This is a genomic window from Agrobacterium sp. 16-172Ci (assembly GCF_053522725.1).
The window spans coordinates 29,369-46,561 of sequence record NZ_JBNWBW010000022.1; the positions used below are offsets into that span (position 1 = coordinate 29,369).

The following is a 17,193-nucleotide window of genomic DNA, read 5'->3' on the forward strand; positions in this document are numbered from 1 at the left end:
GCCGCGATCAGGCGCTACGGTGCTTGCCGCAGGTCCGCTCCCCAGACCTCGATTTGCGTCAGCGCGGGAAAGGGCGAAGGGTCGTCGGCTTTTTTAAGATCATGCAGACGGATCCATTCCACCTGGCGCGGCGCGACCGGGAAACTCTGGGCAGCCCCGGTTTTTTGCAGGGAAAAGCTCACGCTTTCGCCGTCGGAAAAAGTGACGCTCGCTTTTTCCCACCAGGCATCATGGGGAAAATCCGCCCGCAGGTAAAAAGTCAGCTGGTCGATGAGGACTGCGCGGCCGAATACGAGGGTCAGCGAAGCTTCGGGATCGCGGTTGATGCCCCAGCTTGTGTAGGGCCAGAAGCCGTGGCCCGCGCTCGCCTTTTCACCATCGATGACGTTGCGGGCTGCGAAGGCCGCCTCCCCGCGCGTTTCCGTGCTCGCATAAACGTGCGGAAACAGCGAGGTGTTTTCATGATCGTCAAACGGGTTGAGGGCCAGATTCCTGCGAACCCCGATTTCACCGGCGAGTGTGCGGCGCGCGGCGATCCGGTGAAGGTTACCGCTGAAAGCCTGCGGCGGATAGGATTTGCGTTTTGCCGCAGAAGGAACGGGCAGGATGAATTGGTTTCCGTGCAGGAAAACCAGCGTCGGCGGCATGCCAGCATCGAGCGCAAGCCAGATATGACCGGGCTGTGAAACCTCGACGACAAGCCTGTCACCCTCGCAATATTCTGCGCGATAGACGAGCAAAGCTTCGTCCTCCGCTCCGGCCTCCGCCAGAACATCACCCGCCGCATTGACGACCTTGAGTGTAAGTTTCATCGGCACTTCCTTAACTGATCGTCAGGCACAGACGCTGGGCTGCGATGGGGATGAGAATGCGATAGATCACGGGTGGCCAGGACAGGCGAAGGCGGGCATCGTTGATTGTTATGGCTTCGATGGCGGGTTCTCCTGCCCCTTCGCAGGCTATCTCTCCCGGCCCCGCAAAGATCAGGCCGCCCGGCGTGACGACGGGCTTCTCGGCGACCATCAGCGACAGAACCGCCTCCTGCCCGCCCTGATAGTCGTCCAGGACTTCCACATGGCTGCCACGCAGCAGTCGGACGCGGCGGCGATAGTGCTCAACACGCGCCACGGCGGGATAGGCCCCGGCTATATCGAAAGAGACTTCCGCCTGATCTTCAGAGAATTCGGTCACAAGATCTCTCGCCGCAAACTCTGCCCCGGCTGCCTGCATCACGCCGCCGAAAGTCGGCAGATTGTGGAAGGCCGATTGCATCGTCCAGATGTCGTAGCGTTGTGGCGAGAAGGTTTTTGCGGTGTAGGTTTCCACCCCTACATCGATGATGAACGGCCGGCCGTTCTTATAAAGCGTGAAACTGCCGACATCGTTGTGGTTGTGGCTCTCGCCATTATTGCCCGCCTTCACGGCAAGATCGAAGACCCCGTCGCGGGCAATCGCAAGACCGATACCGGGATAGGCGATATCGGTCTTTGCCGGTTCCGCTGGAATAAGCGCGGAAAATTCCGGGACGGCAAGCACCGCCTGGACCCGATACCAGAGGTTCCACTCCTTGCACATCAACCGGTCCGGTGAGCGGTTCCAGCAGGCGGCAGCGAAAGCCTGAAGCCGTGGCGAAGAAACGGCCTTGCCGAAAAGATATTCCCGCACGCCGGATGTCTCGACCTTCGCCGGCGCATCGGCGAAGTTGAAGAACCGGTCTTCCGCCACGTGCATGTTGAGAATGAATTCGGCCATGCTGCGCAGCTTCGGCGCATGAAAGAGCGGCGCCATGGAGCCGGGCGCGGAGGCCTCGAGAATGCTCATCGCCCCGAACAGGCAAAGTGCCGCATGGCCATAATAAAGAACGCCCTCTTCGCAGGCACCGTCTTCCGCATAATCCTTCTGAAACGCATCGAGACTCTTGAGCGCCTTTCCCACGACCGAACGCCTCGTCGACTGGTCTATGGGCAATAGCAGGGTCGAGAGAAGGACGTTCTGGGTAATCCAGGCCGTCCAGTTGTTCATCCGCTTGTCGCCCTTCCCCATCCACCAGAAATGCCGGGTGAGATAAGGCGTGGTAATGCGCCGGTCGATCTCGGCGCGGACGCGGGAAGCGAGGTTTGCATTTGCCCTTTCCAGTTCCGGTGCCAGCAGATGCAGGCACAAAGCGAGATTGGCGCCCGTTTCGGCAGCGAACAGGTCGATCACCGGGTTTTGCGGATCGGGCAGAGGATCTCGCGGGCCGCCGCGAATATGGGAATTATGGGCGGGCAATTGCCAGCCGCTCTCCTCGCATATCAGCCAAAGACCATCGATGATGGCATCGAGAAAGCGGCCCTGCCCCTCGGCGCATTCTCCAAGAACCAGCGCGTTCAGCTTCAGTCGTCGGGAAAAATAAAGCGCCTCGAAACGATCGCGATTGCCGGTGCGACTATATTCCCGGTAGTCGCCCGCCAGAATGACGGACCAGGGCTCGTCAAGGGTCTGCTCCGCCGCCTCGATGAGACTACGGGAAACCGCGCCCGGTGCTGAAGACCGTATTTTCTGCGCCGTCAGTTCCGCGCCGAAATCGGCGAACCGTTCGGGCAGAAGCCGCATCATTTCGACAAACACGCCCTCAAACCTCCCGCGCGTTCCGCAATCCGATATGGGCCTCCTATCATACGTATTTTTGAAAAACCAGAAAATTTGTCTGACTTTATGCAAAGTTGTTTGACCAATATAGATATTGTGTTATCCAGAGCGCGGGAGGCGGCAGGGCGAAGACCCGGACCGCAATGGAAAATGCAGGCAGCCGGCACCGATGAAGCAGTGAAACGGCGGCAATGGGAGATATGCTGTGGCAATCGCAACCGCGACCATGTCCGACAAGCAGGCGACTCCGTATCGCAGGAAAAAACTCCGCATCGTCTCTAAACGGCGGCGCAGAATAGAAAATGCGCTCGTCGCCTATTCCTTCATTGCGCCCAATTTTCTCGGCTTTGCGATTTTCACGCTCGGACCCATCCTCTTTGCCTTTGCACTGGCCTTCATGCATTGGGATGGCTCCAATGCCATGCGTTTTGCCGGTCTCGATAATTTCTGGCGGCTTTTCGAGGACAGGGCCTTCATCGCGGCCTTCTGGAACACGGTCATCTACACCGTCGCGTCGGTGCCGGCCACGCTCGCCTGCGCGCTCGGGCTTGCGATCCTGCTCAACCAGAAAATCCTCGGCCGCAATTTCTTCCGCACGGCCATGTTCTTTCCCTATGTCGCATCGCTGGTCGCCGTGGCCGTCGTCTGGAACATGATTTTCAATCCGGAGATGGGTCCGGTCAACATGCTGCTCTATACGCTCGGCCTCGATCCCGCCGACATGCCGGGATGGGCGGCGGACCGGCACTGGGCCATGGTCACGGTCATCCTCTTCGGCGTGTGGAAGAGCATGGGTTATTACATGGTCATCTATCTCGCCGGGCTGCAGGGCATCAATTCGGAGCTTTATGAAGCCGCGGGGCTGGATGGCGCCAATGCCTGGCAGAAATTCATCCACGTCACCCTGCCGCAGCTTGCGCCAACGACCTTTTTCGTCACCGTCATGCTGACGATCCAGTCCTTCAAGGTTTTCGATCAGGTCTATATGATCACGCAGGGCGGTCCCGGTACCTCAACGCTGGTTCTCGTCTATCACATCTACAATGAGGCCTTCATTTCCTGGGATCTCGGCTATTCCAGCATGATCGCCCTCGTCCTGTTCTTCCTCGTCCTGATGGTCACCATCGTCCAGTTCAAACGGCAGCGGGAGGATTGATCCATGCGCATCATGGGCCGCAAAATCCCCGCCGCCACGATTGGCATCTATCTGACGGTCATCGTCGTCACCATCGTCATGCTTCTGCCCTTCGCATGGATGCTGTCGGCATCGCTGAAACTCAGCCGCGATGTCTTCGCGTTCCCGATCGAATGGATCCCCTCGCAGCCGCGCTGGGAAAACTATGTGGAAATCTGGACGAAAATCCCGCTGGCATTATTCATCTACAACACGTCGAAGCTGACGATCATCGTCACATTGCTGCAATTGCTGACCTCAAGCTTTGCGGCCTACGCCTTCGCCAAGCTGCATTTTCCCTACAAGAACACGCTGTTTCTCGGCTATATCGCCACCATCGCCATGCCCTGGCAGGTCTATATGGTGCCGCAGTTTCTGCTGATGCGCGAATTCGGGCTCAACAACACCCATCTCGCCCTGATTTTCCTGCAGGCCTTTACCGCCTTCGGCGTTTTCCTGATGCGGCAGTTTTATATGTCGATCCCGAACGAGCTTTGCGAGGCGGCGCGCATCGACGGCATGAACGAATACCAGATCTGGGCGAAGATCATGCTGCCGCTTTCCAAACCTGCGCTTTCCACCTTGACGATTTTCACCTTCGTCACGACCTGGAACGACTTCATGGGTCCGATGATCTATCTCACCAAGACCGAGCTGAAGACCATCCAGATCGGCCTGCGCATGTTCATTTCGCAATATTCGGCGGAATACGGATTGATCATGGCCGCCTCGGTCGTGGCGCTTGTCCCGGTTCTCGTCGTTTTCCTCGCATTGCAGCGCTTCTTCGTCGAAGGCGTCGCCTCCACCGGCCTCAAGGGTTGATTTCATGCTCGATTTGACCACGTCCCTCCCAACCCCGATCACCGCCGCCGAAATCGATGCGGCGCTGGCCGTGGCCGTCGCGCAGGTCAGGCGCAACCTGCCGCAATTTACCTATGCGGCGCAGAACCATTCGAGCGTGAAGAATTTTTACCCGGCAGTCGCCAACGACCAATGGACCGCCGGTTTCTGGCCGGGCCAGATATGGCTCGCCTTCGAACATACCGGAGACAGGACCTTTCAGCATGCGGCGCAAATTCAGGTGCAGAGTTTCCTGCATCGTATCGAAAACCGCATCGAGACCGATCATCACGATATGGGCTTTCTCTACTCACCCTCCTGCATCGCCGCATGGAAACTGGTGGGCGATGAGGATGGAAGACGCGCGGCGCTGATGGCGGCGGACCAGTTGATGGAGCGGTTCCAGCCGGTCGGGCAATTCATCCAGGCCTGGGGCCGCAGGGATAATCCCAACGAATATCGCTACATCATTGACTGCCTCTTGAACCTGCCGCTGCTTTATTGGGCAAGCCGCGAAACCGGCCGGGAAGACTACCGCACCGTGGCGCTTGCCCATGCCCGCACCACGCTTGCCCACTCCGTCCGGCCGGACGATTCCACCTATCATACATTTTACATGGACCCGGAGACCGGCGCGCCGGTGCGCGGCGTCACAAAACAGGGTTACAGCGATGAGAGCTACTGGGCCCGCGGACAGGCCTGGGGCATTGCTGGCATGGCCATTTCCTATCGATATGAACGCCTGCCCGCCTATCGCGACACCTTCGAGCGGCTTCTCGCATTCTATCTCAAACGCCTGCCCGACGATCTCGTACCCTATTGGGATCTGATTTTTGCGAATGGCGATGGCGAACCGCGCGACAGCTCGGCAGCGGCCATCGTCGCTTGCGGCCTCCTGGAAATGGCGGAACTGGAGACGCCGGAGAAGGCGGCGGAATATCGCGATCTGGCAAGGCGCATGGTGAAAAGCCTCGCCGATATCTATTCGGTGCGCGATCCCGCGATCTCCAACGGGCAGCTTCTGCACGGCACCTATTCCAAGAAGACGCCCCATAATACCTGCCGGGGCGAAGGCGTCGACGAGTGCGTCTCCTGGGGCGATTATTATTATCTGGAAGCGCTGATCCGGCTTTCGCGCAACTGGTCTTCCTATTGGTGAGCGCGAGGAACAGATGGCTAGCATTTCCCTGAAAAAACTCAACAAGACCTTCGGCGCGCTCAAGGTCGTTCACGATATCGATCTGGATATTGCCGACAAGGAATTCATCATCCTGGTCGGCCCTTCCGGCTGCGGCAAATCCACGACGCTCAGAATGATCGCCGGGCTGGAGGAAATCTCCGGCGGCGAGTTGCTCATCGGCGAGGACGTGATGAACGATGTCCCCTCGAAGGATCGCGACATCGCCATGGTGTTCCAGAACTATGCGCTTTACCCGCATATGACGGTCTATAAGAACATGGCCTTCGGTCTGGAACTCCGAAAGGCGCCGCGCGATCTCATCGACACCAAGGTCAAGGATGCGGCGAAAATTCTCGACATCACCCATCTCTTGAACCGCAAGCCGAAAGCGCTCTCCGGCGGCCAGCGCCAGCGTGTCGCGCTCGGCCGGGCCATGGTGCGCAATCCGGAAGTCTTCCTGCTCGATGAGCCACTTTCCAATCTCGACGCCAAGCTGCGCGGCACCATGCGTTCGGAAATCTCCAAGCTCCACAAGCGGCTGGACGCCACCTTCATTTACGTCACCCACGATCAGGTGGAAGCCATGACCATGGCGGACCGCATCGTGGTGATGAAGGACGGACATATCCAGCAGGTGGATACGCCGCAAAACCTTTACGACCGGCCGATCAACATGTTCGTTGCGGGTTTCATCGGCGCGCCGCAGATGAACATGCTGCCCGTGACGCTGCGCCGCGAAGGCGACCGCTTCATCGCCCTGTTCGACGGCAATCCGCTGCCTCTGCCGGCGGGCATCGATACCACACGCCTGCTCCCCCACGAAGGAAAGGACATCGTTCTCGGCATCCGGCCGGAAAACTTCCACGAATTCGCCCCGGCGGATATCGATGCCGCCAATGTCGCACCCTTCCGGGCGACGGTGGAACTGGCGGAGCCGATGGGATCGGAAGTGCATCTCAACCTCGTCTCCGGCGGCAGAAACCTTGTTGCGCGCGTCTCACCGCGTTTCAGGGCGAAGATCGGCGATCCCGTCGAACTGGTGGCCGATCTGACGAATGCACAGCTTTTCGATCCCGCCACCGAGCGATCGATCCTTTATTGAGGCGACGGGGAGAAACGCGATGCAATGGCTGGAAGGGTTATGGACGAAGGAAGGGGCCGGGATCGACAAGAACGCCCCGCCGCTGACCGGCCTTGCCCTTTTCCTCGATATCATCAAGCGCGAATGGTGGGAGATGGTGAAGCTCAACCTCCTCTTCATCATCGCCAGCCTGCCGGTGGTGACGATGCCGGCGGCGATGCTGGCCATGGCCCGCATCTCTGTTTCCTTCGCAAATGACGAGAATACCTATCTGCTGCGCGACTTTCTCGAGGCCTTGCGGAAATTCGCCCTGCGCGGCACCGCGCTTGTGGTTTTAAGCGCGCTGCTGGTGAGCGCCGGTGCTTATGCGACCGTCAGCTATGCCAGTGCCGCCCGGCTTCAGCTCGTCTATAGCCTGCCTTTTGCGATCAGCCTGGCGGTCACGCTGTTTCTCATCCTCCTCAGCGCCTATGCCAGTGTTGTTCTGGCCAAGCGGGACCTGCCGCTTTCGGAAACCCTGCGGCAGGCGGCGTTTCTGGCGCTCACCAGGCCATTGCCAATGCTTGCGGCGCTCGGCTTCGTCGCAGCGCTCTCGCTCGCGCATATCCTCTTTTATCCGGTGTCGGTTTTCATGCCGGCCACCATCAATTTTTCGCTCGGCATGTTCGCCCTCTGTTTCGCAGCGAGAAACGCCGCCGCAAAAACACGCGCGCGGATGCCCGAACCGGCGGGGAGCGGCACTTAAAGCAGACCAGAATCAAAACGACATCAGTCAGGGAAGGAGAAACGGGCTATGGAGTTTAAGACAACCAGACGTGCATTCGCTCTCGCAACCGCCGGTCTCGGCATTGCCATGGGCATGGGAGGAACGGCGTTCGCTGCGGGCGATGCGCCCGTTACGCTGAAATGGGCGCTGTGGGATCTGGACAAGGGCGCATATTTCAAGCCCTTGATGGAGGCCTACAAGCAGAAGCATCCGAATGTGACGTTCGAGGTGGTCGACCTCGGCTCGCAGGATTATACGCAGATGATATCCACGCAGCTCACGGGTGGCTCCAAGGATATCGATGTCGTCACCATCAAGGATGTGCCCGGCTACGCCAATCTGGTGCGCGCCGGCAACATCACCGATCTCAGCGGCTTCATCAAGGACCAGAAGATCGAGACGGCCCCCTATGGCGGCCTGATCGAGGAGCTGACCATCGACGGCAAGATTTACGCCCTGCCGTTCCGCTCGGATTTCTGGGTGGTTTATTACAACAAGGATATTTTCGACAAGGCGGGCGTGCCTTACCCCACCAATGACATGAGCTGGGCGCAGTTCGATGAGATCGCCGGCAAGCTGAAGGGCGGCATGGGCGCAAACCGCACCTATGGCGCGCTGCTGCACACCTGGCGTTCGACGGTGCAGCTCCCCGGTATTCAGGATGGCAAGCACACGCTTGTGGACGGTAATTATGAATTCCTGAAACCCTGGTATGAGCGTGCGCTTGCCCTGCAGAAGAGCGGCGCGATACCGTCCTATGCCTCGCTGAAAACATCGAACACCCATTATTCCGCTCTGTTTTTCAACGGAACGATCGGCATGCTGCCCATGGGCACATGGTTTGTCGGCACTCAGATCGCCAAGGTGAAATCCGGCGAGTCGAAAAGCGTCAATTGGGGCATCGTGAAGTTCCCCCATCCGGATGGTGTGGCGGCAGGCGCGACGGCCGCGCAGATTGCCGGATTGTCGGTCAATGCCAATTCCGGCCACAAGGAAGCGGCGCTTGACTTCATCCACTTCGTTACCGGACCTGAAGGTGCGGCGATCATCGCCTCTACCGGCACTTTCCCTGCACTCAGAACCGATGATGTGGCCGAGAAGATCGCAGCGCTGCCGGGCTTCCCGCAGGACCAGAACAGCAAGGACGCGCTGCAGGCCGGCAAGGCCTATCTGGAAATGGCGGTCAACCCGAATGCGGCGAAGATCGAAGTCGTTCTTAACCGCGTGCATGACGCGCTGATGACCGACAATATCTCCATTGATGACGGCATCAAGGACATGAATGACGGCGTCAAGGCCATCAAATAATTGCCACAGGGCCGCGGGCGATGAGCCTGCGGCCCTTTCCTTTGATCATGAATTCCGGACATCCGTCACCGTGCCTCACGAGACCGCCACAGCCAATCCGCTCTTTCACAATCCGCTTCTCGGCAGGGACGATCTCGCAAAGGCGGTGATCGATCTCTTCAACCCGCTGCTTGCCTGTTTTTCACCGGGCGGCTCGCGCCTCCGGCTTGGAGCAACGGGGGCGATTTTCGATTTTCCTGCGGCGGAGCTGGAGGGTTTTGCCCGGCCATTATGGGGCATCGTTCCGCTCGCCGCCGGCGGTTATGATTTTCCCCATTGGGATCTCTACAGGCGTGGACTGGCCAACGGCGCCAACCCCGCCCATCCCGAATATTGGGGCGATACGGCTGATCGGCACCAGCGGCTGGTCGAACTGGCGGCGATAGGATTTGCGCTTGCCATGGTTCCCGAACATATCTGGGAGCCGCTTGCCGAAACGGACAGGCAGGCTGTCGCCGCCTATCTTCTCGCCGCCCGCGAGCGGGAATTCGTCGACAATAACTGGAAATTCTTCCGCGTTCTGATCGATCTCGGGCTGGAGCGGGTCGGTGTGGAATTCGACCGGACCAAGACCCAAACCTATCTCGATGAACTCGAGGCTTTCGATATCGGCAACGGCTGGTATCGCGACGGGCCGGTGCGCCGGGTCGACCATTATATTCCCTTCGCCATGCATTTTTACGGCCTGATCTATACGGTGCTGGCGAAAGGCGACGACACGCGAAAGACACGCTTGCTCGAACGCTCGCGCATTTTCGCGCGCGACATACGCCACTGGTTCGGGCCCGACGGGGCCTCGCTCGCCTTCGGGCGCAGCCAGACCTACCGTTTTGCGGCGGGCGGTTTCTGGGGCGCTCTTGCCTTTTCCGGTCTGGAAGCGCTGCCGTGGCCGGAAATCAAGGGCTATTACATGCGCCATATCCGCTGGTGGTCGAAGCGGCCGATCGCGGACCGCGACGGCGTCCTGTCGGTCGGATACGCCTATCCAAACCTTCTGATGAGCGAGAGCTACAATTCTCCCTGCTCTCCCTATTGGGCGCTCAAATTTTTCCTGCCGCTGGCGCTGCCCGCCGATCACCCGTTCTGGACTGCGGAAGAGGCCGAACCGCAGGAATTTGCCGAACCGGTTCCCCTCGCGGAGCCTGGCATGGTGGCCTTTCATACGCCGGGCAATATCGTGGTCCTGTCCTCCGGGCAGCAGCACGACAGGATGCGTGGCGCGCAGGAAAAATATTCGAAATTCGTCTATTCCACCCGCTATGCCTTCAATATCGAAGCGGATGACCGGCATTTCGCCGCCGCGAGCTTCGATGGCATGCTCGGCCTTTCCGACGACGGTGTGCACTTCCGCACCCGCGAGACGATGGAAGAGGCGTTGATCGCCGAGGATTGCCTCTATTCCCGCTGGCGGCCATGGGCGGATGTCGAGATCGAGACCTGGCTCGTGCCGCAAAACCCCTGGCACATAAGGCTGCACCGCATCCGCACACCGCGCCCGCTGCAAACATCAGAAGGCGGATTTGCCATAGAACGCGCCGATTTCAACCGCGACCGCACCGAGGCGAGTGAAGGTCGCGCCGTCTGTTACGGACAGACTGACACCAGCATCATCGTCGATCTTTCGAGAGATATAAGGCGCGAAGGCGTGTGCCATCAGGCAATCGCCAATACCAACCTCATTCACGCCAGAACCCTTGTTCCGCAATTACGCGGCACCATCGCCTCCGGCGAAACGCTGCTGGTGACGGCGGCCCTGGCACTGCCGGCCGGCAAAGAGGCAGAGGCCGCATTGGCTGCCCTCCCCGACACTCCCGATCTCCCGAGGCTGGAAGAGATGTTCAAACGGGAGGGGCGGCGCGTTCCCGCCCATGCTCTCGATGAAAACCGCGCAGGCTGACGGAGATGATCGACGACACACCGGGTGTTTCCCAGAGACCGGATCGGCTGAACATTCTGACCTGGGAGCGGAAGCAGGAGGATATCGACAGCCCGTACCATCAGGCGCGGCTGCGTAGCCTCGAGGGCTCTGCAAACGCCGTTTTCGGGCAGGGCGTCTACATTGCCGCCAGGGCGGAGGTGCATACGGACAGGCTGTTGATGGGTGCGCAGTCGTGGATCGCCGGCTACGCAATCGTGCGCGGCGATATCGAACTCGGCGAAAATGTCTCGATCAACCCCTATGCCTGTCTTTCCGGTAAGGTCACAATCGGCAATGCTGTGCGCATCGCCTCACATGTCAGCATCGTCGGCTTCAACCATGGCTTCGACGACATTGAAACTCCGATCTATCGCCAACCGCTGACCTCACTCGGGATAGAGATCGGCGACGACGTCTGGATCGGCGCCAATGCGGTTGTGCTGGATGGCGTGAAGATAGGGCGCGGCGCAATTATTGCCGCAGGCGCGGTGGTGGCGAAGAACATTCCCGCCATGGCCATTGCAGGCGGCGTTCCCGCCCGGGTTCTGCGATATCGCGGAGAAAAAGCGGCCGCGCCGAAGCTGACGGAACCTAATGGCCTGCTGCAAGAACTCGGCAAGGAGATTGCCGACGACTGGCTTGCCGCCATCCGCTCCTATGGCAAGGATGGCATCTATCGTTCCGCCGATGCATCCGGACGTGAGGTCGAAAGCGTCAGGCATCTGTGCGATGCCATCGAGATCGCAGCAGCCTTCGGACAGGAAAAGATCGCTTTCGATGCCGGAAAAACCGTGGCCAGTCTTCAGGCCCTGCAGGATCAGGAAACGGGGCTGTTTCTTAACCGTCACCACCGCACCTCGACGCCTCCCGAGAAGGACCCTGCCGTCCTCTATAATATTCTGGCTGTCGGATATGCGCTTGAATGTTTCGGTGCTGCGCCAAAACAGCCGATCGCTTTTGTGGAGCGTCTGCGCGCCGAAGAACTCATCCCCCTGCTGGAAGAGTTGCCGTGGCAAAGCCGTGCATGGCATTGCGGCGCCACCATAGACGCCATCGCCACCGCGCTTTATTTCAACAGGCGCTATTTCACATCCGGCAACAACCTCACCGTTCTCTTCGGCTGGCTGGCGATGAATGTGGGTAAAACCACCGGACTTTGGGGTAGGCCGACCTCCGCACAGGGCCTGCTGCAACCGGTCAACGGTTTTTATCGGCTTAGCCGCGGCTCTTACGCACAGTTCGGCCTGCCCCTTCCCCATCCGGAAGCAGCAATTGACTCCGTTATCGCCAATTATCGTGCCTATGGCGGTTTCCATGGCGAGGATTTTAATGCCTGCAACCTGCTCGATACGATCCATCCGCTTCTTCTGTGCCTGAAACAGACGGATCACCGGCAGGACTAGGCAAAGGAGATAGCCCGCGAAATTCTGCGCCGAAATGAAGGACGCTGGCAAAGAAACAGGGGATTTGCCTTTGCCGAGGGGCATCCGGCCGGGCTGCAGGGCACGGAAATGTGGATGTCCGTTCTCTGGCTTTCAGCGAAGCTTCTCGGTGCGGAACATCTCCTGCCGTTCCAACCTCACGGCATCCATCGCTTCGAGCCTGCGGAAATCGTCCGTGGCCTGATTGCCCGCTATAAATCTCCGGTATAGGTTTCCGACACTCTTTTGAAAGCTTTCAAACCGGACCGGTCGAGTAAAAGATGCAACTCAAAGACTGCTATAATTTCCACGATTTTCGCCGCATGGCCAAACAGCGTCTGCCCGGACCGATCTTCAATTATATAGACGGCGCCGCCGATGATGAGGTGACGTATCGGCGAAACACGGCCGCCTTCGAAAAATGCGATCTCGTTCCCGATGTGCTGCGGGGCGTGGCTGATGTGGATATGTCGGTCACCGTCATGGGGCAGAAGCTGTCCATGCCGGTCTATTGTTCGCCGACGGCGCTGCAGCGCCTCTTCCACCATCAGGGGGAACGGGCGGTTGCGGCAGCGGCGGGGAAATACGGTACGATGTTCGGCGTCTCCTCGCTCGGCACCACGAGCCTTGAAGAAGCGCGCCGGATCAGCGGCGGCCCGCAGGTCTATCAGTTCTATTTCCACAAGGATCGCGGCCTCAACCGCGATATGATGGCGCGCGCCAAGAGCGCCGGGGTCGAGACGATGATGCTGACGGTGGACAGCATTACCGGCGGCAACCGCGAGCGCGACAAGCGGACCGGCTTTGCCATTCCGTTCAAGCTCAATCTTTCCGGCATCGCGCAATTCGCCATCAAGCCGGCCTGGGGCATCAATTACCTAACGCATGAGCGCTTCAGCCTGCCGCAGCTCGACGACCACATTAAAATGGACGGCGGCGCTCTTTCCATCAGCCGCTATTTCACCGACATGCTCGACCCTTCGATGAACTGGGACGATGTGGCGCAAATGGTGCGCGAATGGGGCGGGCCGTTCTGCTTAAAAGGCATCATGTCGGTGGATGACGCCAGACGCGCCGTGGAGATCGGCTGCAGCGGCATCGTGCTTTCCAATCACGGCGGGCGTCAGCTCGATGGCTCCCGCAGCGCCTTCGATCAGTTGGCCGAGATCGTCGATGCGGTCGGCGACCGGATCGACGTGATGATGGATGGCGGCGTACAGCGCGGCACCCATGTTCTGAAAGCATTGTCTCTCGGCGCAAAAGCGGTGGGGCTCGGCCGCTATTATCTTTTCCCCTTGGCTGCTGCCGGGCAACCGGGCGTCGAACGGGCGCTCGAGCTGATGCGTATCGAAATAGAGCGCGGCATGAAGCTGATGGGCTGCACCTCCGTCGATCAACTCACACGCCGGAACCTTCGGTTCCGTTGAACAGGCAGGACGTTAGAGAAGAACTGGGGCGGAGCGCGGTCACAACCGACTACTGAAACCGCATGCCGTTTCAGCCGCGTTTCGTCGCTGTTCCTGAAGCGCCATGCCGATGTTCCAGACGAGGGCCAGGCAAACAAGTCCGCAAAAACAGGCTGAAATCAGCGAGCGATGGCGTTTGGCTCCGGAGAGAAACATCCAGCCGATAATTGCATAGGCCGCAAGCGCCGGCACCGCGGCAATCAGAACGGATATGGGGCCATCGCAATCGACGGTCTCGACGCCGATGGCGCGATATTCATTCGGGGTTGCCACCAGGCCGAGGACGGCCACCGGAAACATGGCCGCTAAAACCGCGTAACGGAAAAATCGGGGCGTGTCGGGCATGCCTGCTCCATAGCCGGATAATCAACTACCGCAAACCGCGCAGGTAAGGTCCCGCCGCGCGATCTCAGCGAATATCCATCTTGCCGATAATATCGGTTTAGCCGCCATTGTCGGCGACCGGAAGAGCAGATTGCCCGCTTTTGCTGAGAAAGCCAGCCTTTTACGTCGGGAGCAATCTTGGCAAGTCAGGCGGAATATGATTATGGTTGCATGATGCAACCATAATGGATTGAACGTGCCCCAACAGCCATTCCCCATAAACGACATCCGTTCCACCTCCCGCCGGCTCGTCCGTGAACTCGGCTTCATGGGGGGAGATTTTGCAGGCACCGATCTGCCGCCCTCCGCCGTGCATGCCCTGATTGAGATCGAGGCATGCCCCGACATCACGGCGCGGGATCTGGGAAAACTTCTGCGGCTTGAAAAATCGAGTGTCAGCCGCATGCTGCGCAAGCTCGTCCTGTCGGGCGATGTTCGCGAAGAAACGGATGAAGGAGACAGCCGCATCAAGCGGCTGCGTCTTACGGGTCAGGGACAAGAACAGGTGAGCGCCATTCATGGCTTCGCGAACCGGCAGGTCTCCGGCGCCCTGAGGCAGCTTACATCGACGGATGCCGACACGATCCTCCAGGGACTTCGTCTTTACGCCGATGCGCTGGGAGACAGGACCGATACCGTTGCTCCCTCCATGGCGATCCTGGAGGGATACAGACCCGGCATCATTGCCCGGATCACGCAGATGCATGCGCTTCATTACGCCCGGACATCCGGCTTCGGCCAACGTTTCGAATCCGTCGTGGCCGAAGGCCTTGCCGCTTTTTGCAACCGGCTCGAAAGCCCGAAGAATGCGATCTGGGTCGCAATGCGCGGACAGGAGATCATTGGCTCCGTCGCTATCGATGGCGAAGATCTCGGAGCGGATATTGCGCATCTGCGCTGGTTCATCGTTGATGACGGGGTGCGCGGTGGCGGTGTCGGACGCAGACTGCTGGAAACCGCACTGGCCTTCGTCGATGAAAAGGGTTTTGCCGAAACCCATCTCTGGACATTCAACGGCCTCCTGGCCGCGCGGCACCTTTACGAAACCCATGGCTTCAAATGCGTCGAGGAACATCCGGGCAGCCAGTGGGGAAGCGAGGTTCTGGAACAGCGCTTTGTCCGGTCACGGCCCGAATGATCTTTCAACCGCGCACAAACGGCCGCAATCGGAATCGTCCTGCGGCCGTTTCGAAATCGGGTACCGGCACCCGTTAAAAGGCGAGTTGAACCTTCATCGACCTGCTCCTGTCACCGGCGGCTTCGAATGCCGCAACTGCCTCTTCTAGCGGAAAGGTTCCGGTCAAAAGGGGCTTCAGGTCGACACGGCGCTGGTTGATGAAATCGACGGCAAGTCCGAATTCCTCATGGAACCGGAAGGTGCCCTTCATCTCGATTTCCTTGGCGACCACCATATTCTGCGGAATGGACACATCGCCGCCAAGACCGAGCTGAACCACGGTGGAACGCGGTTTCAGCGCTTCAAGACCAGAACGGACGGCTCTTTCATTGCCGGACGCCTCGAATTGCACATCGAAATAACCCTTGTTTGCCGAATAGGCGGAGAGCGCATCCGGGTCATCGGCGACATTGATGACACGGTCGGCGCCGATGGCGAGCGCCTTTTGCAGAACCGCATCCATGACATCGGTTGCGACGATTTCCCGGGCGCCATGGGCGCGGGCGGCGATGATGGCAAGCGCGCCGATCGGCCCGCAGCCGGTGACCAGAACGCGCTTGTCGGTCAATGCGCCGGCGCGGTTGACGCCATGCAGCGTTACCGCGAAAGGTTCGGCCATGGCCGCTTCATGAATGGAGACGCCATCCCGCACCTTGTGGCACTGATACGCCTCGGCGACGAGACGCTGGCGGAATGCGCCCTGAATATGCGGCATGGGCATGGCGGAGCCATAAAAGCGCATGTTCAGGCACTGGTTCTGCTGACCCTTCAGGCAGAATTCGCAATGGTTGCAGGGCCGGCTCGGCGATACGGCAACGCGGTCGCCAACGGCGAGACCGGAGACACCCTCTCCCAAAGCCTTGATGGTGCCGGCGACCTCATGGCCGAGGATCATCGGCTCCCGCACGCGCACGGTGCCGAAGCCGCCATGATTGTAATAATGCAGGTCGGAGCCGCAGATGCCACCCGCTTCGATGGCGACCTCGACCTGCCCCGGACCGGGCTGCTCGGTCTCCCGTTCCTCGATCCGCAGATCCTTCGCCGCGTGGATGACAACCGCTTTCATAGTCTCTCTTCCCATAAGGCTCACACGGCGGCCGTCGCCGCCGTTGCCCATTGTCCGGACCTGTCTCAGATATCGACCACGAGGCCCTTGGCTTTCAGAACCGGCTCGAGCTTGCTGACCTCGATCACCGACTTGCCCTGCTTGTAGGCTTCGATGTAACCGGCCTCGGCATCTTCGCGGGCCTGCGAAAGCCTGGCCGCTTCCTGCGCTTCCTCGCGCCTGACGACGACGAGACCGTCGGCGTCGCCGACGATGATATCGCCCGGATTGATGATCTCGCCACCGACGATCACCTGATCGTTGACCGCGGCAATGGTCTCTTTGACCGTACCCTTGATGCAAACGCTGAGCGAGAAGACCGGAAAGCCGAGGTCCCGCAGCTGCAGCGTGTCGCGCACGCCGGTATCCGTTACCAGGCCGCCGATGCCTTTTGCGAGGCAGGCATTGGCCAGCACGTCACCGAAGGAACCGGCTTCTTCATATTCGCCGGCGGAAACGACGATGATGTCACCCGGCTTGGCATAGTTGATGGCAAGCTGCAGCATGATGTTGTCGCGCGGCGCGCATTTGACCGTGAAGGCCGGGCCGCAGAGCTTCATGCGATAATCGACCGGCTTCAGCCGCGAGGACAATGCGCCGCGGCGTCCCTGCGCCTCATGGATCGTGGCGGGAGAGAATTTGGCAAGGGCGTCGACATCCGCCTTGGCCGGACGCTGCGCGATATCTTTAATGTGGATCATGA

Annotated in this window: 14 protein-coding genes and 1 pseudogene; 10 read left to right on the top strand and 5 right to left on the bottom strand. The window is 59.6% G+C overall.

The genetic code is table 11. The annotated features are described in order from the left end of the window. Positions 1–14: 14 nt before the first annotated feature. Together ACQZ40_RS18560 and ACQZ40_RS18565 are read right to left on the bottom strand one after the other, a co-directional pair. Positions 15–812: a carbohydrate-binding protein gene (locus tag ACQZ40_RS18560; protein ID WP_174040101.1), complete on the bottom strand. Its 798-nt coding sequence runs from the start codon at positions 810–812 to the stop codon at positions 15–17. A gap of 10 nt (positions 813–822) precedes the next feature. Continuing rightward, positions 823–2,610, bottom strand: coding sequence for a heparinase II/III domain-containing protein (locus ACQZ40_RS18565; protein ID WP_174040102.1), 1,788 nt, complete (start codon positions 2,608–2,610; stop codon positions 823–825). Between the two features lie 247 nt (positions 2,611–2,857). On the opposite strand from ACQZ40_RS18565, the gene ACQZ40_RS18570 reads away from it, so the two are divergent. From ACQZ40_RS18570 to ACQZ40_RS18610, 9 genes and pseudogenes are all read left to right on the top strand, one after another. Then, positions 2,858–3,787 (top strand): carbohydrate ABC transporter permease, encoded by a 930-nt coding sequence (locus ACQZ40_RS18570; RefSeq protein ID WP_236766955.1) that lies wholly within the window; start codon positions 2,858–2,860, stop codon positions 3,785–3,787. 3 nt (positions 3,788–3,790) lie between these two features. Next, positions 3,791–4,627, top strand: coding sequence for a carbohydrate ABC transporter permease (locus ACQZ40_RS18575; protein WP_003519646.1), 837 nt, complete (start codon positions 3,791–3,793; stop codon positions 4,625–4,627). Positions 4,628–4,631: 4 nt separating this feature from the next. After that, positions 4,632–5,804 (top strand): glycoside hydrolase family 88 protein, encoded by a 1,173-nt coding sequence (locus ACQZ40_RS18580; RefSeq protein ID WP_271045174.1) that lies wholly within the window; start codon positions 4,632–4,634, stop codon positions 5,802–5,804. 13 nt (positions 5,805–5,817) lie between these two features. Next, positions 5,818–6,927, top strand: coding sequence for an ABC transporter ATP-binding protein (locus tag ACQZ40_RS18585; protein ID WP_125145027.1), 1,110 nt, complete (start codon positions 5,818–5,820; stop codon positions 6,925–6,927). A gap of 19 nt (positions 6,928–6,946) precedes the next feature. Then, positions 6,947–7,651, top strand: coding sequence for a DUF624 domain-containing protein (locus ACQZ40_RS18590; RefSeq protein WP_271045173.1), 705 nt, complete (start codon positions 6,947–6,949; stop codon positions 7,649–7,651). A gap of 48 nt (positions 7,652–7,699) precedes the next feature. Further along, positions 7,700–8,980, top strand: a complete 1,281-nt coding sequence (locus ACQZ40_RS18595; RefSeq protein ID WP_003519651.1) for an ABC transporter substrate-binding protein — start codon at positions 7,700–7,702, stop codon at positions 8,978–8,980. A 70-nt stretch (positions 8,981–9,050) separates the two neighbouring features. Further along, entirely contained in the window at positions 9,051–10,916 is a 1,866-nt protein-coding gene (locus tag ACQZ40_RS18600) for a DUF2264 domain-containing protein (protein ID WP_448748431.1), read from the top strand. A 5-nt stretch (positions 10,917–10,921) separates the two neighbouring features. Then, positions 10,922–12,589, top strand: a pseudogene (locus ACQZ40_RS18605) (acyltransferase). A 50-nt stretch (positions 12,590–12,639) separates the two neighbouring features. Next, the gene (locus ACQZ40_RS18610) at positions 12,640–13,785 is read left to right on the top strand and encodes an alpha-hydroxy acid oxidase (RefSeq protein ID WP_003519654.1); all 1,146 of its coding nucleotides are present in this window, start codon (positions 12,640–12,642) and stop codon (positions 13,783–13,785) included. Positions 13,786–13,824: 39 nt separating this feature from the next. Here the strand turns inward: ACQZ40_RS18610 and ACQZ40_RS18615 are convergent, their stop codons facing one another. Then, entirely contained in the window at positions 13,825–14,169 is a 345-nt protein-coding gene (locus tag ACQZ40_RS18615) for a hypothetical protein (RefSeq protein WP_271045170.1), read from the bottom strand. Positions 14,170–14,404: 235 nt separating this feature from the next. Between ACQZ40_RS18615 and ACQZ40_RS18620 the strand changes: the two genes are divergently transcribed. Then, on the top strand, positions 14,405–15,346 hold the full coding sequence (locus tag ACQZ40_RS18620) for a bifunctional helix-turn-helix transcriptional regulator/GNAT family N-acetyltransferase (protein ID WP_174045696.1): 942 nt from the start codon (positions 14,405–14,407) through the stop codon (positions 15,344–15,346). Between the two features lie 73 nt (positions 15,347–15,419). On the opposite strand, the gene ACQZ40_RS18625 is transcribed toward ACQZ40_RS18620, so the two are convergent. Together ACQZ40_RS18625 and ACQZ40_RS18630 are read right to left on the bottom strand one after the other, a co-directional pair. Next, positions 15,420–16,451 (bottom strand): L-idonate 5-dehydrogenase, encoded by a 1,032-nt coding sequence (locus ACQZ40_RS18625; protein ID WP_174037076.1) that lies wholly within the window; start codon positions 16,449–16,451, stop codon positions 15,420–15,422. Between the two features lie 65 nt (positions 16,452–16,516). Further along, a complete protein-coding gene (locus tag ACQZ40_RS18630) occupies positions 16,517–17,191 on the bottom strand; it encodes a 4-carboxy-4-hydroxy-2-oxoadipate aldolase/oxaloacetate decarboxylase (RefSeq protein WP_104679764.1) in 675 nt (224 codons plus the stop codon). Between the last annotated feature and the right edge of the window lie 2 nt (positions 17,192–17,193).